The sequence below is a fragment of the Streptoverticillium olivoreticuli subsp. olivoreticuli genome (genome assembly GCF_003391135.1).
GTDB classification, from domain to species: domain Bacteria; phylum Actinomycetota; class Actinomycetes; order Streptomycetales; family Streptomycetaceae; genus Streptomyces; species Streptomyces blastmyceticus.
Genome location: NZ_CP031455.1, coordinates 6151524 through 6169027, shown reverse-complemented (window position 1 = coordinate 6169027; position 17504 = coordinate 6151524). Strand labels below are relative to the sequence as shown.

At 72.5% G+C, this 17504-nt stretch carries 15 protein-coding genes; 5 read left to right on the top strand and 10 right to left on the bottom strand.

Features of this window, described 5'->3' with window-relative positions:
* Window positions 1-72: 72 nt before the first annotated feature.
* Complete coding sequence (gene fdxA, locus DXZ73_RS27475) at window positions 73-402, bottom strand: ferredoxin (protein ID WP_030366150.1); 330 nt, start codon at window positions 400-402, stop codon at window positions 73-75.
* Between the two features lie 114 nt (window positions 403-516).
* Between fdxA and DXZ73_RS27470 the strand changes: the two genes are divergently transcribed.
* Complete coding sequence (locus tag DXZ73_RS27470; RefSeq protein WP_116213716.1) at window positions 517-1515, top strand: GNAT family N-acetyltransferase; 999 nt, start codon at window positions 517-519, stop codon at window positions 1513-1515.
* Between the two features lie 79 nt (window positions 1516-1594).
* On the top strand, window positions 1595-2428 hold the full coding sequence (locus DXZ73_RS27465; RefSeq protein WP_116213715.1) for a transglutaminase-like domain-containing protein: 834 nt from the start codon (window positions 1595-1597) through the stop codon (window positions 2426-2428).
* Window positions 2429-2445: 17 nt separating this feature from the next.
* Here the strand turns inward: DXZ73_RS27465 and DXZ73_RS27460 are convergent, their stop codons facing one another.
* From DXZ73_RS27460 to DXZ73_RS27415, 9 genes are all read right to left on the bottom strand, one after another.
* Window positions 2446-3588 carry a PP2C family protein-serine/threonine phosphatase gene (locus DXZ73_RS27460; RefSeq protein ID WP_240351509.1) on the bottom strand — a complete coding sequence of 381 codons (1143 nt, stop codon included), beginning with the start codon at window positions 3586-3588 and terminating at the stop codon, window positions 2446-2448.
* Window positions 3589-3692: 104 nt separating this feature from the next.
* Window positions 3693-4334, bottom strand: a complete 642-nt coding sequence (locus DXZ73_RS27455) for a response regulator transcription factor (RefSeq protein ID WP_275898595.1) — start codon at window positions 4332-4334, stop codon at window positions 3693-3695.
* Between the two features lie 162 nt (window positions 4335-4496).
* Window positions 4497-5708 carry a sensor histidine kinase gene (locus DXZ73_RS27450; protein ID WP_116213714.1) on the bottom strand — a complete coding sequence of 404 codons (1212 nt, stop codon included), beginning with the start codon at window positions 5706-5708 and terminating at the stop codon, window positions 4497-4499.
* A gap of 38 nt (window positions 5709-5746) precedes the next feature.
* Entirely contained in the window at window positions 5747-6490 is a 744-nt protein-coding gene (locus tag DXZ73_RS27445) for an ABC transporter permease (protein WP_116213713.1), read from the bottom strand.
* Window positions 6487-7440: an ABC transporter ATP-binding protein gene (locus DXZ73_RS27440; RefSeq protein WP_116213712.1), complete on the bottom strand. Its 954-nt coding sequence runs from the start codon at window positions 7438-7440 to the stop codon at window positions 6487-6489. Before DXZ73_RS27440 ends, DXZ73_RS27445 begins: the two co-directional genes overlap by 4 nt.
* Window positions 7441-7605: 165 nt before the next feature.
* A complete protein-coding gene (locus DXZ73_RS27435; protein WP_425315869.1) occupies window positions 7606-10326 on the bottom strand; it encodes a hypothetical protein in 2721 nt (906 codons plus the stop codon).
* A gap of 177 nt (window positions 10327-10503) precedes the next feature.
* Window positions 10504-10884 carry a DUF6113 family protein gene (locus DXZ73_RS27425; protein ID WP_116215892.1) on the bottom strand — a complete coding sequence of 127 codons (381 nt, stop codon included), beginning with the start codon at window positions 10882-10884 and terminating at the stop codon, window positions 10504-10506.
* Between the two features lie 5 nt (window positions 10885-10889).
* Complete coding sequence (mshB, locus tag DXZ73_RS27420; protein ID WP_116213709.1) at window positions 10890-11783, bottom strand: N-acetyl-1-D-myo-inositol-2-amino-2-deoxy-alpha-D-glucopyranoside deacetylase; 894 nt, start codon at window positions 11781-11783, stop codon at window positions 10890-10892.
* 73 nt (window positions 11784-11856) lie between these two features.
* A complete protein-coding gene (locus DXZ73_RS27415) occupies window positions 11857-12051 on the bottom strand; it encodes a hypothetical protein (RefSeq protein WP_116213708.1) in 195 nt (64 codons plus the stop codon).
* A gap of 185 nt (window positions 12052-12236) precedes the next feature.
* On the opposite strand from DXZ73_RS27415, the gene DXZ73_RS27410 reads away from it, so the two are divergent.
* The 3 genes from DXZ73_RS27410 (at window position 12237) to DXZ73_RS27400 (ending at window position 17441) form a co-directional block, all read left to right on the top strand.
* Window positions 12237-14354, top strand: coding sequence for a S9 family peptidase (locus tag DXZ73_RS27410; RefSeq protein ID WP_116213707.1), 2118 nt, complete (start codon window positions 12237-12239; stop codon window positions 14352-14354).
* Window positions 14355-14611: 257 nt separating this feature from the next.
* Window positions 14612-15589, top strand: coding sequence for an ABC transporter permease (locus tag DXZ73_RS27405; protein ID WP_116213706.1), 978 nt, complete (start codon window positions 14612-14614; stop codon window positions 15587-15589).
* A 46-nt stretch (window positions 15590-15635) separates the two neighbouring features.
* A complete protein-coding gene (locus tag DXZ73_RS27400) occupies window positions 15636-17441 on the top strand; it encodes an ABC transporter substrate-binding protein (protein ID WP_116213705.1) in 1806 nt (601 codons plus the stop codon).
* Window positions 17442-17504: the final 63 nt, after the last annotated feature.

Below are 17504 nucleotides of genomic sequence, written 5' to 3'. Positions count from 1 at the left end.
AGGTGCTCGGTGTCAATGCCGCGGCCCCGCACGGCGTGAGGGCCGTACGGGGCCGTTGGCGGCTGCCGCGAATCAGTGCTCGGGGTTGATGTCCGCCGGCAGCGCGGCGATGAAGGGGTGGTCGCGCTCGATCAGGCCGAGCTTGGAGGCACCACCGGGCGAACCGAGCTCGTCGAAGAACTCGACGTTCGCCTTGTAGTAGTCCTTCCACTCCTCAGGAGTGTCGTCCTCGTAGAAAATCGCTTCGACCGGGCAGACCGGTTCACAGGCACCACAGTCGACGCATTCGTCCGGGTGGATATACAAGGACCGGGAGCCCTCGTAGATGCAGTCGACGGGGCACTCCTCGATGCACGCCTTGTCCTTCACGTCGACACAAGGCTGCGCGATGACGTAGGTCACGCTGTCGTTCCTCCTCGGTAGGGCTCATCTCGCGCGGGAGCGCGGCGTCGTCGATGCCCACACCTAGTATCTCCGTTCCCGGGCACTTGACGAACAAGAGGGGCGAGGAGAGCTGTGGAATTCACCACGGGCGGACGGCTCGAAGTCAGGATCAGTACCGCCGATGTGGGAAAAAGGGTATCTGTCCGCCGACTGAACGACCCGGGACGGTCCCCCGAGCGGTTCACGGACACGGTCGGGGTGCTCGACTCCTGGGACGCCGGTGTGCTGCGGATCACACGCCGGACCGGTGAGACGGTGGTGATCGAGGAGTCCGCGCTCGTCGCGGGCAAGGTGGTCCCGGCCGCCCCGGCCCGCCGGCGCGGGCCCGCCACGACGGTGCGGGAGCTCCAGGAGATCGCGACGCGCGGCTGGCCCGCGCGGGAGACGGCGGCGCTGGGCGGCTGGACGCTGCGGGCCGCGGGCGGGTTCACCTGCCGGGCCAACTCGGTGCTGCCCCTGGGCGATTGCGGGCTGCCGCTGCCGGACGCGCTGGAGCGCGTCGGCACCTGGTACGGGGAGCGCGGGCTGCCCGCGGTCGTGCAGGTCACCACCGGCGACCCGGAGCAGGACGAGCGGCTGGACGCGGAGCTGGCGCGGCGCGGCTGGACGGAGGAGCGGCATGCCGTGATGCGCACGGCCGCGCTGGCCCCCCTCGCCGACACCGGGGCCGACACCGGCCGCGTGCTGCTCTCCCGGCGGCCCGACGAGGCGTGGCTGCGGGCATACGGGCGTACGTCCGCGTCCGCAGCGGACGCGATGGCCGTGCTGACGGGCGGGCCCTCGGTGTGGTTCGCGACGGTGCCGGGCGAGGAGCGGCCCGCGGCCGTCGGACGCTGTGTGGTCGACGGCCGCTGGGCGGGGTTCTCGGCCCTGGACGTGGATCCGGCCCGGCGCCGGGAGGGCCTGGGCACCCTGGTCATGGCCGCGCTGGCCGAGCGGGCGCTGGCCGAGGGCGCCTCGGCCGCGTACCTCCAGGTGATGACGGACAACGGCGGCGCCGACGCGCTCTACGACGGGCTCGGCTTCACCACCCACCACGCGTACCACTACCGCCGCGCGCCACAGGGGTAGGCGGACGGGGCGGGCAGGGCCGCACCATGGACACCGGCGGTGGGACTTCACCCACCGCCCCGAGCGGGTACGAGGACCTATGGACGACGACACCACCGGCCGGCGGCGGCGGTTCGCGGAAGCGGCGCGGGAGGAGCGCCCCGACCTCGCGCTGCTCTGCCTCCTGATCGGCACCGAGGCAGACCCCATGGAGGGCGAGGCCGCGATCGACGCGGCGCAGATAGAACTGGACCGGCTGGCGGGGCTGCTCCCCGCGCTGGGCCGGGGCGCCGAGCCCCGGCGGTGGGCCGCGGCCCTCGCGGACCTGCTCGGGGAGCGCTGCGGGTTCCGCGGCTCCCCCGCCGACTACCGGCGGCTGGAGTCCTCGCTGCTCGGCGAGGTGCTGCGGCGGCGGCGCGGGCTGCCGATTCTGCTGTCCGTGGTGTGGATGGAGGTGGCCCGGCGGGCGGGCGCCCCGGTGTACGGGGTGGCGCTGCCCGGCCACTTCGTCATCGGCTTCGGTGAGCCGTACGGGTCGCACGTGCTGGCCGACCCCTTCGACGGCGGGCGGCAGCTGTCCGAGGCCGGGCTGCTGGTCGCGGGCGCGACCGGGGCGCCGCTGACGCCGTCGATGTTCTCCCCGGCCGAGCCGCTGGAGATCGTGCTGCGCGTCCTCAACAACATCCGCGCCTGGGCCGCGGCCCGCCCCGAGCGGAGCGAGGTGCAGCTGTGGGCGGTCGACCTCTCGCTGCTGCTGCCGAGCCATCCGGCGCGGCTGCGGTACGAGCGGGCGGAGCTGCTGGTGGAACGGGGGGATTTCGTGGGCGGGGCGCGGGAGATGGAGGAGTACGCGGAGGTCATCGACGCGCTGGAGCCGACGGTGGCGCAGTCGGTCCGGCGCGAGGCGCGGGCGGCGCGGGCGATGCTGAACTGACGGCCGTGGCCGCGTCCTCACGCCCGTCCGGCCTGTGAGGACAGCGGGACGCGCTCGCCGCACGCGAGCGCGTCCCGGACGATCAGGACCGCCGCGTCGTCCTTGAGCTCGCCCTCAGTGAAGGCCTCCAGATCCGCGCGGAGCGCACGCGCGAGGTCCGCCGGCGGCAGCCGCACCCAGCGGGTCAGCCGCTCACGCAGGGGGTAGAAGCGGCCCTCGGGGTCGCGGGCCTCGGTGACCCCGTCCGTGCACAGCACCAGCCACTCCGGCGAGGCCGGACCCGTACGGCAGGCCTCCGAATCGACGGCCCGGCGCGGCGCGCCGGTGAGCCCGCCGAGCCCCAGCGGCAGCCCGTGGTGTCCGGGCAGCCGCTCCTCGACCCGGTCGCCGCTGATGACGTAGTACGGGATGTGGCCGCAGGACAGCACCCGGGTCGTGGTGCCCGGCGGACCGACCTCCAGCAGCAGCGCGGTGACGAAGCGTTCGTCCGTACCGGTCAGCGACAGCGCGCTGTTGTGGCGCAGCAGCGCGCCCTCCATGTGGTCGGCGACGGCCTCCAGCGCGGCCTCGTGGTAGGCCGCCTCCCGGAACGACGTGAGCACCGCGTGCCCCGCGCCGATCGCCGGCATGCCCTTGCCCTGGACGTCGCCGATGAGGATGCGCTGTCCGTACGGGCTCTCCACCACCTCGTAGATGTCGCCGCCGACCCGGGCGCCCTCCTGCGCGGAGATGTAGAACCCGGCGATCCGCAGCAGCCCCGCGGTGATGGGCAGTTCCCGCAGCATCGTGCGCTGCACGGCGTCCGCGACCATCCGGGTCCGGTCGTACGCCGCCTCCCGCTCCAGCAGCGCCGCGCACAGGGCCACGGCGAAGCCCCCGACGAGGAGCGCGCCGAGGACGGCGACGAACACGCTCGCGACGTCCCAGCGCGGCACGATCACGCAGTGGATCACCGTCTGGGCCACCGCGAAGACCGCGGCGACGACGACCGTGCGGCGGAAGGAGCACAGCCGGGCGGCGATCAGCGGCATGACGCTCGCGATCAGGGCGAGCCGCAGCCGGGTGCCCGTCACGCAGTCGAGCACGGCCAGCGCGGCGATCCCGGCGATCAGTGCGACGGTCAGGACGCGCCCGCCGTCGGGAACGCGCTTGATGTGCACGGCGGCGTTCCCCTTCCCCCTCGCGTCTTCATGGTCGTAGGGACCCTACGACGGCCATATGACGGCCTTGCGACAGAGTGCCCGGTGCCCATGATCCCCTGCCGCTACAGCCAGCCCTTGTCCCGGGCGATCCGGACGGCCTCGGCGCGGTTGCGGGCCCCGCTCTTCTGGATGGCCGTGGAGAGGTAGTTGCGAACCGTGCCGGGAGACAGGTGCAGGGCCTTCGCCAGCTCCGCGTTGGTCGAGCCGTCGGCGGAGGCGCGGAGCACGGCGCGTTCGCGGTCGGTCAGCGGATTCGCGCCCTCCGCGAGCGCGGCGGCGGCGAGGGTCGGGTCGATCACCCGCTCCCCGCGCAGCACCCTGCGCAGGGCGTCCGCGAGCTGTGCCGCGGGCGCGTCCTTGACGAGGAACGCCTCCGCGCCGGACTCCATCGCCCGGCGCAGATAGCCGGGGCGGCCGAAGGTCGTGAGGATCACCACCTTGAGCGCGGGCAGTTCGCGCCGCAGCAGCGCGGCGGCGTCGAGACCGGTCATCCCGGGCATCTCGATGTCGAGCAGGGCGACGTCCGGGGCGTGGGCACGGGCGGCGTCGAGCACTTCGTCACCCCGGGCGACCTGCGAGACGACCTCGATGTCACCCTCCAGCCCGAGCAGCGCGGCGAGGGCCTCGCGGACCATGGACTGATCCTCGGCGAGCAGGACTTTGATCGTGCGCTGGGGTGGAACGGGGCTGGGCTGGTCGGTCACAGCGCCAGGGTAGGCGGTCCGGGACACCCCGCCGTACGCCCGAGGCGCCCCCCACCCCCGTGAGAGGCGCCTCGCCGCGGACCGGCCCACCCGGCGCCGGAGGGCGGGACCGGACTGGGTGTTGAACCCACATCAGCCGACAACGCCCGCCCCCGCCCACCGCTAGGCCTCCAACCGCACGCTCCGCGAGAGCGGCACGCAAGCCCGCAGGCGGAAGCCGCCCTTGGGGCCCGGGCCCGTCTCCAGGCGGCCGTCCGCGAGGGCGAGCCGTTCCGTCAGGCCGGTCAGGCCGTTGCCGTGCGCGCCCCGCGGGCCCCGGCCGTCGTCCGTGACGGTCAGGCACAGCTCGTCGCCCGCCTCCACCAGCGAGACCTCGCAGCGGCGCGCCCCGCTGTGCCGCACCACGTTGGTCACGGCCTCCCGGAGCGCCCAGGCGAGGGCCCCCTCCTCGTCGGGCGGCAGGTCCGCGTGGTGGGTCTCGACCCGGTCGAGGTCCGCGGCGATGCCCGCGGCGGCGAGGGCCGTACGGGCTCCGGCGATCTCCGCGTCGAGGGTGGGGCGGCGAAAGCCGCTCACCGCCTCCCGCACGTCGACCAGCGCCTGCCTGCTGACCCGCTCGATGTCCGCGACCTGCTGCGCGGCCTGGTCCGGCTTGTCCGGCAGCATCCGCCCCGCCAGCTCGCTCTTGAGCGTGATGAGCGACAGCGAGTGGCCGAGGAGGTCGTGCAGGTCACGGGCGAGCCGCAGCCGCTCCTCGTTGGCGGCGAGGTGGGCGACGGTGGCCCGGGCCTCGCGCAGCGCCCTGGTCGTACGGGCCATCTGCCGCACCCCGACCATCGCGAAACCGCCCAGCAGCGCCGGGAGGACGAGCGCGGGCATGTAGTCGCCGGCCTTCGGTGTGTTCGTTCCGACGGCGATCAGCAGACCCGTGGTCAGCAGGATCGGGTAGCGCGACACCGTCGTCGGCAGGACGGCCCCGCAGGCGACGCAGATATAGACGAAGAGGACGAGCCAGGGGGCGCCGAGCGCCAGTGACAGCACGAGCGCCATCGCCAGCAGCAGGACGAGCGTGGGGAACACCCGGATCCGCTCCAGCGGCCGCGAGGTCTGCCGGAAGACGAGGGCGAGGTAGGCGATCACGAAGACCACCAGGCCCAGCCCGCCGAGGACGTCGGCGGCCGCCGTGTGGTGGTCGCCGAGGATGTCCGCGGCCGGTGCCGCGAGATAGGCGAACCAGATGCCGATCCAGGCCAGCTTCACCAGTACCTGTCGGCGGTTGTCGGGCGTGGCCCCGATGCCGACGAACTCCACCTGCCCGTCCTCGGCCGCGAGGGCGCCCCGCCACAGTTCCCGGCAGCGCGTGAGCACGCTCATCGGTTCTCCCTCCTCGCGACCGTCCGGCACCGGGTGTGTCAGGCCTTGCGGGTGTCCTTGCGGTACAGCCAGGCGGCCGCACCCGCGAAGAGCACAAGATAGGCGACCAGGATGGACACGTCCTTCATGTGCGGGGCGTTGCCCTGCTCGATGGCCTGGCCGAGCGCGGCGTAGGCGTGGGTGGGCACCCACTCCGCGATGTCCTGGAGCCACTTCGGGAACGTCGAGGTCGGCATCCACAGACCGCCCAGGATGGACAGGCCGAAGTAGATGATCATCGTGATGGGGCGCACGGCGTCGCCGGTGGCGAGGTAGCCGACCGCCACGCCGAGGGCCGCGAAGACGATGCTGCCCGCCCAGATCGCGCCCGTCAGCGCGAACCACTGCCAGGCCGCGTCCATCCGCACGTTCTTGACGGCCGCGGCGACGGCGAAGACGACCAGGATCGACGGGAGCGACACCACGGCGGCGGAGGCGACCTTCGCCGTCACATAGCCGCGGCCGGGCAGCGCGGTGAGCCGCAGCTGGCGCACCCAGCCCTTCTCGCGCTCCTTGGCTATGCGCTCGCTGTTGCCCATGAGCACGGCGGTGATCGCGCCGAAGGAGGCCATGGAGACCATCATCAGCAGCGGCAGCGTCAGGTGCGTGCCCTTGACGACCTCCGTGGTGCTCGCGCCGCCCGCGATCAGCAGATAGAGGGCCGCCGGGTAGAGCACGGAGAAGAACATGAACTTCTTGTTGCGCAGGGTGCGCACGATTTCCAGCTTGATCAGCGTGTTCATCGGGCCGCCTCCTCGGCGGTCGCGGCGTCGGTGATGGCGATGAATGCCTGCTCCAGGCCGAGGCCCGCGACCTCGAGGTTGCGCGGGTAGAGACCGAGGCCGTAGAGGGCGTGGACGGTGGCGTCGGCGTCGTGCGACTGGATGCGCACGGTGCGGCCGGATATCTCCAGGGAGGAGAGGAACGGCAGTTCGCGCAGCGCGGCCTCGCCGATGTGCCCGTCCAGGTCGAAGACGATGCGCCGGGCGCCCGCCTTGGCCTTGATCTCGGCGGCCGAACCGTCGGCGAGGACCCGCCCGCGGTGCAGCACGATCACCCGGTCGGCGATCGCGTCGGCCTCTTCCAGATAGTGCGTGGCGAAGAGGATCGCGCGGCCCTCCCGGGCCTGCTGCCGCATCACGCTCCAGAACGCCTGCCGGGCGGTGACGTCCATCCCGGTCGTCGGCTCGTCGAGCACGACGAGCTCGTTGGCCCCGGCCGTCGCGAGGGCGAACCGCACCCGCTGCTCCTGGCCGCCGGAGAGCTTGTTGACCATGCGGTCGGCGATCTCGGTGAGATCCGCCTGCTCCAGCACCTGCTCCAGCGGATAGGCGCGGGGGTGCAGGTCGCAGGCGAGCTTCACCAGCTCGCGGACCTTCACGTCCTCCATGAGGCCGCCGCTCTGCAGCATCGCGCCGACCTTGCCCCGCGCGATGGCCTGCTGCGGAGTGGTCCCGAACAGCTCCACGCGCCCGGCGTCGGGGGTGCGCAGGCCGAGGAGGAGGTCCAGGGTGGAGGACTTGCCGGCGCCATTGGGGCCGAGCAGGGCGACGGTCTCCCCGGGATACAGCTCGAGGTCCAGATCGGCGACGGCCCGCACTTCGCCAAAGCTCTTGCTCACATGCTCAAAGCTGACCACGGGGGCGCCGGTGCGGCGCCCTTCCCCCGTGAACGTGCTCATTGTGGTGGTCATACGGATGATGGTTCCAGGCCGGGGCGCCGGTCGGCAGTGTCAGCCGTCGTGTACTGCCGATGACAGATGTCATGGATCCGATAACCAGCAGGTCACGGCGGTGAACACGGGCGAGCCCCCGTGCCGGGTGGGGCACGGGGGCTCGCACGGGCCGTCGGGCGTCGGTCAGCTCGGGTTGACCGGGATGACGCCGATGCGCTCGGCGGGCGTCTTGCCCATCAGGGCCTTGCGCAGGGGGCCTACGACATCCTGCGGGGTGACGTCGGTCCTGCTGCCGTCACCGCGCTGGATCTTGACCCCGGCGAAGACCGTCCCGTACAGCTCCTTGATCGCTTCGAGGTTGTAGGAGTCGACGAGCTTGCCGTTGACCTCCTTCACCGAAAGGATCTTCGGCAGCGAGCGTTCGGGACCGAACTGGATCTTGTGCGTCGCATCGGTCTGCACGGTGACCAGGCCGGACATGGCGGGCTTCGCGAAGCTCTCCATCTCCCGGTCGACCTCCGCCTTGTCCACCTTGGGCTGCTGCCCGGCGCTGGGCAGCTCGACGGTCTTGTCCTGGCCGGTGGCGGCGCGGTCGCGGTACGCCTGGGCGACGGCCGCGACGGCCTTGTCGGTGTCCAGGCCCTGGTAGGGCTGCCCGTAGACCGGCACGGCCTTGCCCGACTCGAACTTGATCGTGCCTTCCTTGGCCGCGCCCGTCTCGCCGGAGGCCCGCTTCAGGGCGTCCGCGATCTTCTCCTCGTCGGCGCCGATCGAGGGCTCGGCCGTACGGGTGCCGCCGACCAGGGAGCCGATGACGGTGAGCGGGTTGTAGTCCCGCCCGGCCGCATCCCGCACCGTGGCCTGCGTGTCGATGGTCAGCCCGGCCACCGACGGCTTGAGCGTCGCCTGCTTGCCGCCGATCGACACCTTCAGCGGCGCGGTCGCGCGGTCGCCGAGCGCGGAGTCGAGCTTCTGCACGGCCTGCTCCTTGGAGCTGCCGCCGATGGCCACGCCCAGCACGGTGGTGCCGTTCGGCACGTCGGCGTGGTCGAGCAGCAGCCCGGCGCCGTACGCGACACCGACGAGCGCGACGAGCGCGCCACCGGCCAGGACGAGCTTGGAGCGGCCCTTCTTCTTCGGGGCGCTCTTCGCGGGAGCGCTCTTGGCCGCCGGAGCGGCCGGGACCGCCGGCTTGGCGCCCGGTGCGGGCACCTTCGGCTTCGGCACGGCCACGCGGGGCGCGCCGCTGTCCACGGGCGCCGCCTTCGCGCCCGGACCCGCGGGCGGGGGCACGACGGGGACGCCGCTGACGAGCGTCTCGCCGGCCACCTTCTGCCCGGCGGGCGGGGGCACCTTGGGGCCGCCCTTCTTGGCCGCGCCCTTGCCGCCCTTGGGCTGCTTCGGCGCCTTGGCGGCCGCGGGGGCCTGCGGCGCCGCCTGCGCGCCGGTGGCCGGGCCCGGTACGCGCGGGAAGCCCTCGCGCGGCGTGTCCGTACGGCCCTCGGCGAAGGCACCGCCACCGGGCGGGGCGGGGGCGAACGGCGCGGCGCCGGCGCCCTGGCCCATGGTGGGCGCGGGGAACTGCTGCGTGGACTCCACGGCCGCGTCCCACGGCGCGGCACCGGCCGCCGGGGAGGCGCCCGGGGTGCCGCCGGCCATGGGGTCGGCGGGCCAGGGAGTGGCACCGGTCGTGGAGGGGTCGGCGGGCCACGGCGTGCTGCTCGTGGTGGACGCGTCGCCCGGAGCCCCGCCGGGCCACGGCGCGGCGCCGCCGACGGCCCCGCCCTGCGTGGGCTGCTGCGGCACGGCACCGGTCGTCGAGGAGCCCTCGGGCCACGCCGTGGCACCGGTCGTCGAGGACCCGCCGGGCCAGTCGTCGACCTGCGAACCGGAACGGCGCGCGGCGCGCGCCGCCGAGGCGTTGCCCTGCCAGGGCGCGGCTCCGCCGCCGGACGCGTCGAGCGGCCAGTCGTCGGCGGGGGCGGGCGCGGGCGCGGCCAGGCCGGCGCCCGGCCAGGGGCTCGCACCGGTGGTCTGGGAACCGCCGGGCCAGTCGTCGGCCGGGGCGGCCGGGGCGCCGTTCTGCCAGGGCGTGGCGCTCGTCGTGGAGGGGTCGAGCGGCCAGTCGTCCACGGGCGCGGCGACGGCCGGGGGCTCCTGCATCACGGGGTTCGCACCCGTGGCCATGGGGTCCGCGGGCCAGGGGGTGGCAGCGGTGGTGGAGGGGTTCTGGGCGCCGGGCATGGGCGCCTGTCCGGGGGCGCCCATGCCCGGGACACCACCGGAAGCGGAACCTCCACCGAAGCCGCCGGGAGCGCCGTTCGACGGGCCGCCGACACCGGCCGGACCGCCGGGCACGCCACCGGCCGCGCCGGAGCCGCCTGCTGACGCACCGCCGACAGCGCCGCCCTGCGCACCCGCCCGCCGGTTCGCACCGGTCGAGGGGCCGGGGGCCGACGGGCCGGACTTGCGCGGCGCGAACCAGTCGCTCGCCTTCTCCTTCTCGCCCGTGCCGCCCTGCCGCTCCGCCTCCGCGCGCGCCGGGGCCGCGGACGGCTCGGGGCGGCGGGGCAGGGCGGGCTTGCGCTCACCGACGGCGGGGCCGGCCGCGGCCGGAGCACCCGGCGCCGCGGGGGCGTCGTCGCCCGCGGCCGCCTCGTCACCGACGGGCGTGCGCATGATGACCGGCGGAATGGGTCGCGAACCCGGGATGTTGATGCGGATCCGCGTCGTCAGCGTGGTCTCGGTCCTGGGCTCTTCCGGCTTCGGCGACACGGCCGGCTCCTCGCTGACGCCACCGTCCGAGGACGCGTGGCGGGTTCCGTACGGCGGGGTCCCCGACGGGTAAGCGGCGCCACCGCGCCCCTGGGGCCCGGAGGACGAACTGTCAGATTCACGGCTCAAAGCAGGCTCTCCCGGTTGGCTCCGCCGCCCGTCATGACCTCGTTCGGGCGGCTCGGCGGCGCGCACCACCATACTGGGCACCGCGGACACGCACTTGACGGCCGCCGGATCGCCCCGGCGACAGGGAGCGCGGGGCGCGTCTTCGCGCCTCGCTCTCCTCAGGCAGAAATCGTCACGTCACTTGCCAAGTCGGACTGAAGGCCCGCCCGGTTGCGGCAGTTTCGGGAGGGTGGCGCACATCACAGCCACGGCCATCCCGCCCAGCAGGTAGGCGTACGAGCCCAGTCCGGCACCGAAGAGGAAGTCCCCCTCCGGCCTGCTCGTGGTCAGCAGCAGCACCGCGACGATCCAGCCGATGCCGGGCGCCATCCCGCCGGCTCTGGCGCGGGTCGCGAGGAGCCCGCCGTAGCTCAGCCCGGCGATGGCCAGCAGAGCCAGCATCAACCCGCCGGGGAACCAGCCGCCTTGCACGAGCGATCCGGCGACCCCGGCCAGCGCCCCGAGGACGGCCAGGCCGAGGTAGCCGCCGAGGCGCCCGGCGCCGAGCGGAGAGGCCATGCCGGTCACGCGTCCACCCCCGCGAACAGGTCGTCCTCGTGCGCGGCACCCGCGGTGCCCCGCACGAGCCGGTAGCACTCGGTGACGAAGAGCGGCTGTCCCAGGTCGTTGGAGAGCGCGAAGAAGGGGCCGTCCACCGCGATCTGCGTCGCGTGGGCACGCATCGCGGCGGCCTTCGCCGCGGCGAAGGCCGAGCCGTCGACGGCCGCCGTCACCTCGGCGTCGTCGACCACACCCGGCACGTCCGCCGGGGAGGCGACGCCCGGGAAGGGCTTCTCGAAGCCCTGCTCGCGCAGCCGCGCGAAGCCTTCCTCCAGGACGGAGCGCGGCACGCAGTTCCAGTAGACCTTCGCGATCTCGTGCGGGTCGCCGAGGTCGCGGCGGAACGCGGGCTCGCCCGCGAGCTCCACGGCGCGCATCGCGACGCGGTGCGCCTGGATGTGGTCGGGGTGGCCGTAGCCGCCCTCGGGGTCGTAGGTGACCAGCACCTGGGGCCGCACCTCGCGGATCACCTCCACGAGGGAGGTGGCGGCCTCGTCCACATCGGCCCGCCAGAAGCACTGGGGGCGCTCGTTCTGCGGGGCGCCCATCATCCCGGAGTCGCGGTAGCGCCCGGGGCCGCCGAGGAAGCGGTGGTCGGTGACGCCCAGCTCCCGCATCGCGTCGGCGAGCTCGCCGGCGCGGTACGGCCCGAGGGCGTCGTCCCGGTCGGCCACCAGGTGGGCCAGCCCTCCCGGGATCACCTCGCCCTCTTCACCCAGGGTGCAGGTCACGAGGGTGACACGGGCCCCTTCGGCGGCGTACTTGGCCATGGTCGCGCCGTTGTTGATCGATTCGTCGTCCGGGTGCGCGTGCACCAGGAGCAGCCGGCGGCCCGTCGAGGGGAAGCTGTCGGTCATGGGAACAGCCTACGAGCCCGATCGGCCCGGCGGGGCGCCCGCCCGCACTGTCGCCGGCGCCCACGGGCCGCCGTCAGAACTTGATGTTGCTGATGACGTCGGTTGCGCTCTTGGTCAGCTGGTTGAGCGTCGGGGCGATCGACGAGCTCGAGAGGTAGAACCCCAGCAGCACGCAGACCGCGGCGTGGCCCGCCTTCAGCCCGGACTTCCGGACCAGCAGGAAGACGATGATCGCCAGCAGCACCACCGCCGAAATCGAGAGTGCCACAGCGGTTCACCTCCATGTACGCGCGGTCGGACGGACAAGGGGCGGATGACATACGGATGCCAGCCGCGACATACCAACTATGCGTCAGTGATCATAACTTTCCGGTGCCCCGACCTCACTCGGTGCACAGGAGCAAATCCGGGGCGCACGGCGAGATCGCGCCGCCCCGCCGTAGGCTCACCGGCATGACCGGACAGCTCACGTTCCCACGGCAGTACGCCAGAACCCAGCGCTTCTCGCTCGGCGCGCCGCGCGCATTCACCGTGTCGCCGGATGGCTCGCGTGTCGTCTTCCTGCGCTCCCGCACCGGTGTCGATCGGGCAAACGTTCTGTGGGTGCTCGACCCCGGCACCGGACGGGAGCATCCGGCCGCCGATCCCGCGGTGTTGCTCGGCGGCGCCGACGAGGAACTGTCCGCGGAGGAGCGGGCACGGCGCGAGCGCATCCGCGAGGGCGCGGGGGGCGTTGTCGCCTATGCGGTGGACAGCGCAGTGGAGTTGGCGGCGTTCACCCTCTCGGGGCGGCTGTTCATCGCGGAGTTGCGCGGCGGGACCGCCCGCGAGCTGGTGGTTCCGGGCCCGGTGGCCGACCCGCGCCCGTCGCCCGACGGCCGCCGGATCGCCTATGTCGCCCATGGCGTGCTGCGGGTCGTCGAGGCGGACGGCAGCGGTGACCGCGCCCTGGCCGGGCCGGAGGGTGCCACGGTCACCTGGGGGCTGGCCGAATTCATCGCGGCCGAGGAGATGCACCGGACGCGGGGCTTCTGGTGGGCGCCGGACGGGCGGTCCCTGCTGGTCGCACGCGTGGACGACGCGCCCGTACGCCGCTGGTGGATCGCCGACCCCGCCAACCCCGACCGGGAGCCCGCCGAGGTCGCCTATCCGGCCGCCGGCACCCCGAACGCCCTGGTCACGCTGTCCCTGCTCGGTCTGGACGGCTCCCGTACGGACGTCGAGTGGGACCGCGAGCACTATCCGTATCTCGCACAGGTGCACTGGTCGGAGGGGCATCCCCCACTGCTGCTCGCACAGGCGCGCGACCAGCGCAGCCAGGTGTATCTGACGGTGGATACGGCGACCGGCAAGACCCACGTCCTGCACACGGAGGAGGACGGAAAGTGGCTGGATCTTTTCCCTGGCGTGCCCGCGTGGACCCCGGACGGCCGGCTCGTACGGATCTCCGACGAGGGCGGCGTACGGGCCCTGGCGGTGGGTGACCGGACCCTGACCGGACCGCGGCTGCACGTGCGCGCCGTACTCGACGTCGGCGCCGACGACCTGCTCGTCTCCGCCTCCGCCGGGCCCGGGGCGAAGGACCCGGAGACCGGTGAGACCCATGTCTACCGCGTCGGCGAGGAGGGCGTGGAGCGCGTCTCGGAGGGCCGTGGGTGGCACTCGGCGGTGCGTTCCGGCGCCGTCACCGTCCTGGTGTCGACGTCCCTGGAGCGCAGCGGGGCGACGGTTCGGGTCGTGCGCGACGGCGTACGGACCGCCACGGTCACCTCCCACGCGGAAGCGCCGGTGCTGGCCTCCCGCGCACGGCTCGTCGAGGCGGGCGCGCGGCGCATCCCGTGCGCCGTCCTGCTGCCGACCGGTTATTCGGAGGGTGACGGGCCGCTCCCGGTGCTCATGGACCCGTACGGGGGACCGCACGGGCCGCGCGTAGTGGCCGCGCACAACTCCCACCTGACTTCGCAGTGGTTCGCCGACCAGGGCTTCGCGGTGGTGGTCGCCGACGGCCGCGGCACCCCGCACCGCTCCCCCGACTGGGAGAAGGCGATCCGGGACGACTTCGCGGGCGCGACCCTGGACGACCAGGTCGAGGCGGTCCGGGCGCTCGCCGAGGACCACCCCCTGGATCTGGGCCGGGTCGCGATCCGCGGCTGGTCGTACGGCGGTTATCTCGCGGCGCTGGCCGTGCTGCGCCGCCCCGACGTCTTCCACGCGGGCATCGCGGGCGCCCCGGTCACGGACTGGCGGCTGTACGACACCCACTACACCGAGCGCTACCTGGGCGACCCGGCGGAGCGGCCCGCGGTCTACGCCCGCAATTCGCTGGTCACGGACGAGGGGCTGGGCGAGGCGGCCGAACAGGCACGGCCGTTGATGATCGTTCACGGCCTGGCCGACGACAACGTGGTCGCCGCGCACACCCTGCGGCTGTCCTCCGCACTGCTCTCCGCGGGCCGCCCGCACGAGGTGCTGCCGCTGTCCGGGGTGACGCACATGACGCCCCAGGAACAGGTCGCGGAAAACCTGCTGCTGCTCCAGGTCGACTTCCTCAAGCGGTCCTTGGGCATGTAGCCGGAACTCGCACGGGGCCCCGACCGGCGGGCTCGATGTGCCGCAGGCGACCGTCAACCTGCGGCACGTCCAAGCCCGGCAGGGCTGTCAAGCACAGCCCGCGCTCGATCCCCTCAACCTTCGCCAAAGAAGCACCACCGACAAGCGCAGCCCTCTTGACTGCGCCGTGAATCCATTGCCAAAGTCCGCGTCAACCCACCGTGCGTTCCACAGGTCCGCGATGGGCCAACTGGTCTACAGTGCGGGGGATTTACGCGATGACGAGTCCTTCCCGGGGCACCGTGGCACAACCGGAGCTGGCGGGCCGGTCACCCGGACAGTTGATGTGGCGGCGCTTCAAGCGCGACCGGGCGGGGGTGCTCTCCGCGTACGTGGTGCTGTTCTTCTTCCTCGTCGCGGTGGCGGCCCCGCTGATCTCCAAGGTCTACGGGAAGGACGCGACGACGACGTACGGGCTGAACGAACAGGGGCTGCTCAACGAGTTCGGCTACCCCGTGAAGCCCAACGGCGGTGTTTCCGGCCGTTTCTGGTTCGGCATCGAACCGACCCTGGGCCGTGACGTGCTCTCCCAGCTCGTCTACGGAATCCGCACGTCCCTGCTCATCGCGACCGCCGCCACCGTCCTGTGCGTGCTCACGGGCGTCCTGGTGGGGGTGACGGCCGGATATCTGGGCGGGCGGACGGACTATTTCCTGGGGCGCTTCATCGACCTGTTGCTGGCCTTCCCCTCCCAGCTGTCCTTCATCGCCTTCACACCGGTCGTCTACTCCCTTTTCGTCAGCCCGGAAAAGGAGACGCCCACCTATCTGCGGGTGGTGACCCTGATCCTGGTCCTGTGGGTGCTGGGCTGGATGGGGCTGGCGCGACTGCTGCGAGGGCAGGTGCTCAGCCTGCGGGAGCGGGAGTTCGTCGAGGCGGCCAAGGTCACCGGCGCCTCCCCCTGGCGGATCATCAGCAAGGAGCTGCTGCCCAACCTCTGGACCCCGATCCTGGTGCAGTCGACGCTGATGCTGCCCTCGATCGTGACCGTCGAGGCGGGCCTGTCCTTCATCGGCGTCGGCATCGTGGAGCCCACGCCCGACTGGGGCCGGATGTTCGCGAACGGCGCCCACTACTACGAGAGCGACATCACCTACATCTTCTTCCCCGGCCTCGCGATGATCGTTTTCGTGGTCGCCTTCAACCTGCTCGGGGACTCGGTCCGGGACGCCTTCGATCCCAGGACCGGACGCTGACGCAGTGCCCTACCAGTTATCGACGGACAGGCAGGTGCATCGACCCATGAACCCGCTGACGAGATACCGCAGATCCGGAGCCCGGTTGTCCACCGCCGTGGCCCTGGCGGCCGGGGCCCTGGTGCTCTCCGCGTGCAGCAGCGGAGGAGGCGGCGGGGGCGGCGGCAAGGACGAGGGGCCCGGCACGGACAAGAACAAGTCCTCGAACTACTCGGTCGGCACCAAGGCGGACTCGGCCGGCCCCGCCCCCGACGTCCCGGGCGCCAAGAAGGGCGGCACCGTCGGCGTCCTCCAGCGCGACGCCTTCGTCCACCTGGACCCGGCGCAGATCTACTACAACGACATGCTCGCCAACCAGATGCTCTACAACCGCACGCTGACCTCGTACAAGGTGGACGACAAGGGCCAGGTCAAGATCGTCGGCGATCTGGCGACCGACCCCGGCACCGCCTCCGACGGCGGGAAGACCTGGAAGTTCACCCTCAAGGACGGGCTCAAGTTCGAGGACGGCTCACCGATCACCTCCCAGGACATCCGGTGGGGCATCGAGCGGCTCTACGCCGACTTCGAGACGGACGGCCCGCAGTACGTCCCGCAGTGGCTCTCCGGCGACGGCGTCGCCTTCCGCAAGGCGCTGCCCGACGGCCCGTACAAGGGCAAGCACCTGCCCGCGTCCGTGCTGGACACCCCGGACGACAAGACGATCGTCTTCCACTTCCTGGCGCCGCACGCCGACGCCCCGTTCGCGACCGCGATGCCCAACATCGGCCCGGTCAAGGCGGCGAAGGACACCCAGCGGAAGTACGACAACGCGCCCTTCTCCTCCGGCCCGTACAAGGTCGGGGACTACAAGGTCGGCAAGTCGCTGACGCTGGTGCGCAACGACCAGTGGGACCCGAAGACCGACCCGGTCCGCCACCAGTACGCCGACCGGTTCGAGATCAGCTTCGGCCATCAGTTCGCCGACTCCACGCGCCGCTTCCTCGCCGACCAGGGAGGCGACAAGAACGCCCTGTCGTTCACCAACGCCGTCGCGCCGGAGATGACCGAGAAGGTGCTGAACCAGGCGGACACCAAGGCCCGCCGCTTCGTGGAGATCCAGCCGTACGTCGACTACATCAGCTTCAACATGGACCGGCTCAAGGACGTCAAGGTCCGCAAGGCCCTCGCGTACGCCATGCCCAACGGGCAGATCCTCCAGCAGGTCGGCGGCGCGACCGCCGGGGTGCTGGCCACCAACTACCTCTCCCCCGCCATGGACGGCTACAAGCCGACCGACCCGTACGGGAAGAAGGCCAAGCCCGCCGGTGACCCCGACAAGGCCAGGGAGCTGCTGAAGGAGGCCGGCAAGGAGGGGCAGGAGATCGTCTACGCCTACCCCAACACGGACATCCAGCAGAAGGTCTCCGTGGTCGTCACCCAGGCGCTGGAGCGCGCGGGCTTCAAGGTGCAGAAGAAGGAGATCGACTCCAACACCTGGCGGACCGCGATCGCCGAGGTGAAGAACAAGTTCGACATCTACCGCACCTCGTGGGGCGCGGACTGGCCCGTCTCCTCGACCGTGGTGCCCCCGCTCTTCGACGGCCGGCAGATCGCCGACGGCGGCCAGAACTACGGCCACATCAACGACCCCGCGGTCAACTCCGAGATCGACCGGATCGGCGCCGTCCCGGATGTGAAGAAGGCCGCGCCCGAGTGGCAGAAGCTCGCCGACAAGATCTTCACGGACGACGTCCCGGGCGTGCCGACCTTCTACAACAGCCAGTTCTCGCTGTGGGGTTCGAACCTCGGCGGGGTCCGCTACCACCCGGTCTACGGCACCGTCGACCCGACCGCCGTCTACGTCAAATAGCGCCCGCTCCCGTGCGGCCGGGCGCCCGCCGGCCCGGCCGCACCCCTCGCCGGCCCCGCACCG

Bases quoted from the DNA above. Each gene is read 5' to 3' on its own strand.
- DXZ73_RS27465 (WP_116213715.1), top strand. From the start codon at position 1,595: ATGGACGACGACACCACCGGCCGGCGGCGGCGGTTCGCGGAAGCGGCG.
- DXZ73_RS27450 (WP_116213714.1), bottom strand. From the start codon at position 5,708: ATGAGCGTGCTCACGCGCTGCCGGGAACTGTGGCGGGGCGCCCTCGCG.
- DXZ73_RS27445 (WP_116213713.1), bottom strand. From the start codon at position 6,490: ATGAACACGCTGATCAAGCTGGAAATCGTGCGCACCCTGCGCAACAAG.
- DXZ73_RS27440 (WP_116213712.1), bottom strand. From the start codon at position 7,440: ATGACCACCACAATGAGCACGTTCACGGGGGAAGGGCGCCGCACCGGC.
- DXZ73_RS27425 (WP_116215892.1), bottom strand. From the start codon at position 10,884: ATGGCCTCTCCGCTCGGCGCCGGGCGCCTCGGCGGCTACCTCGGCCTG.
- mshB (WP_116213709.1), bottom strand. From the start codon at position 11,783: ATGACCGACAGCTTCCCCTCGACGGGCCGCCGGCTGCTCCTGGTGCAC.
- DXZ73_RS27410 (WP_116213707.1), top strand. From the start codon at position 12,237: ATGACCGGACAGCTCACGTTCCCACGGCAGTACGCCAGAACCCAGCGC.
- DXZ73_RS27405 (WP_116213706.1), top strand. From the start codon at position 14,612: ATGACGAGTCCTTCCCGGGGCACCGTGGCACAACCGGAGCTGGCGGGC.
- DXZ73_RS27400 (WP_116213705.1), top strand. From the start codon at position 15,636: ATGAACCCGCTGACGAGATACCGCAGATCCGGAGCCCGGTTGTCCACC.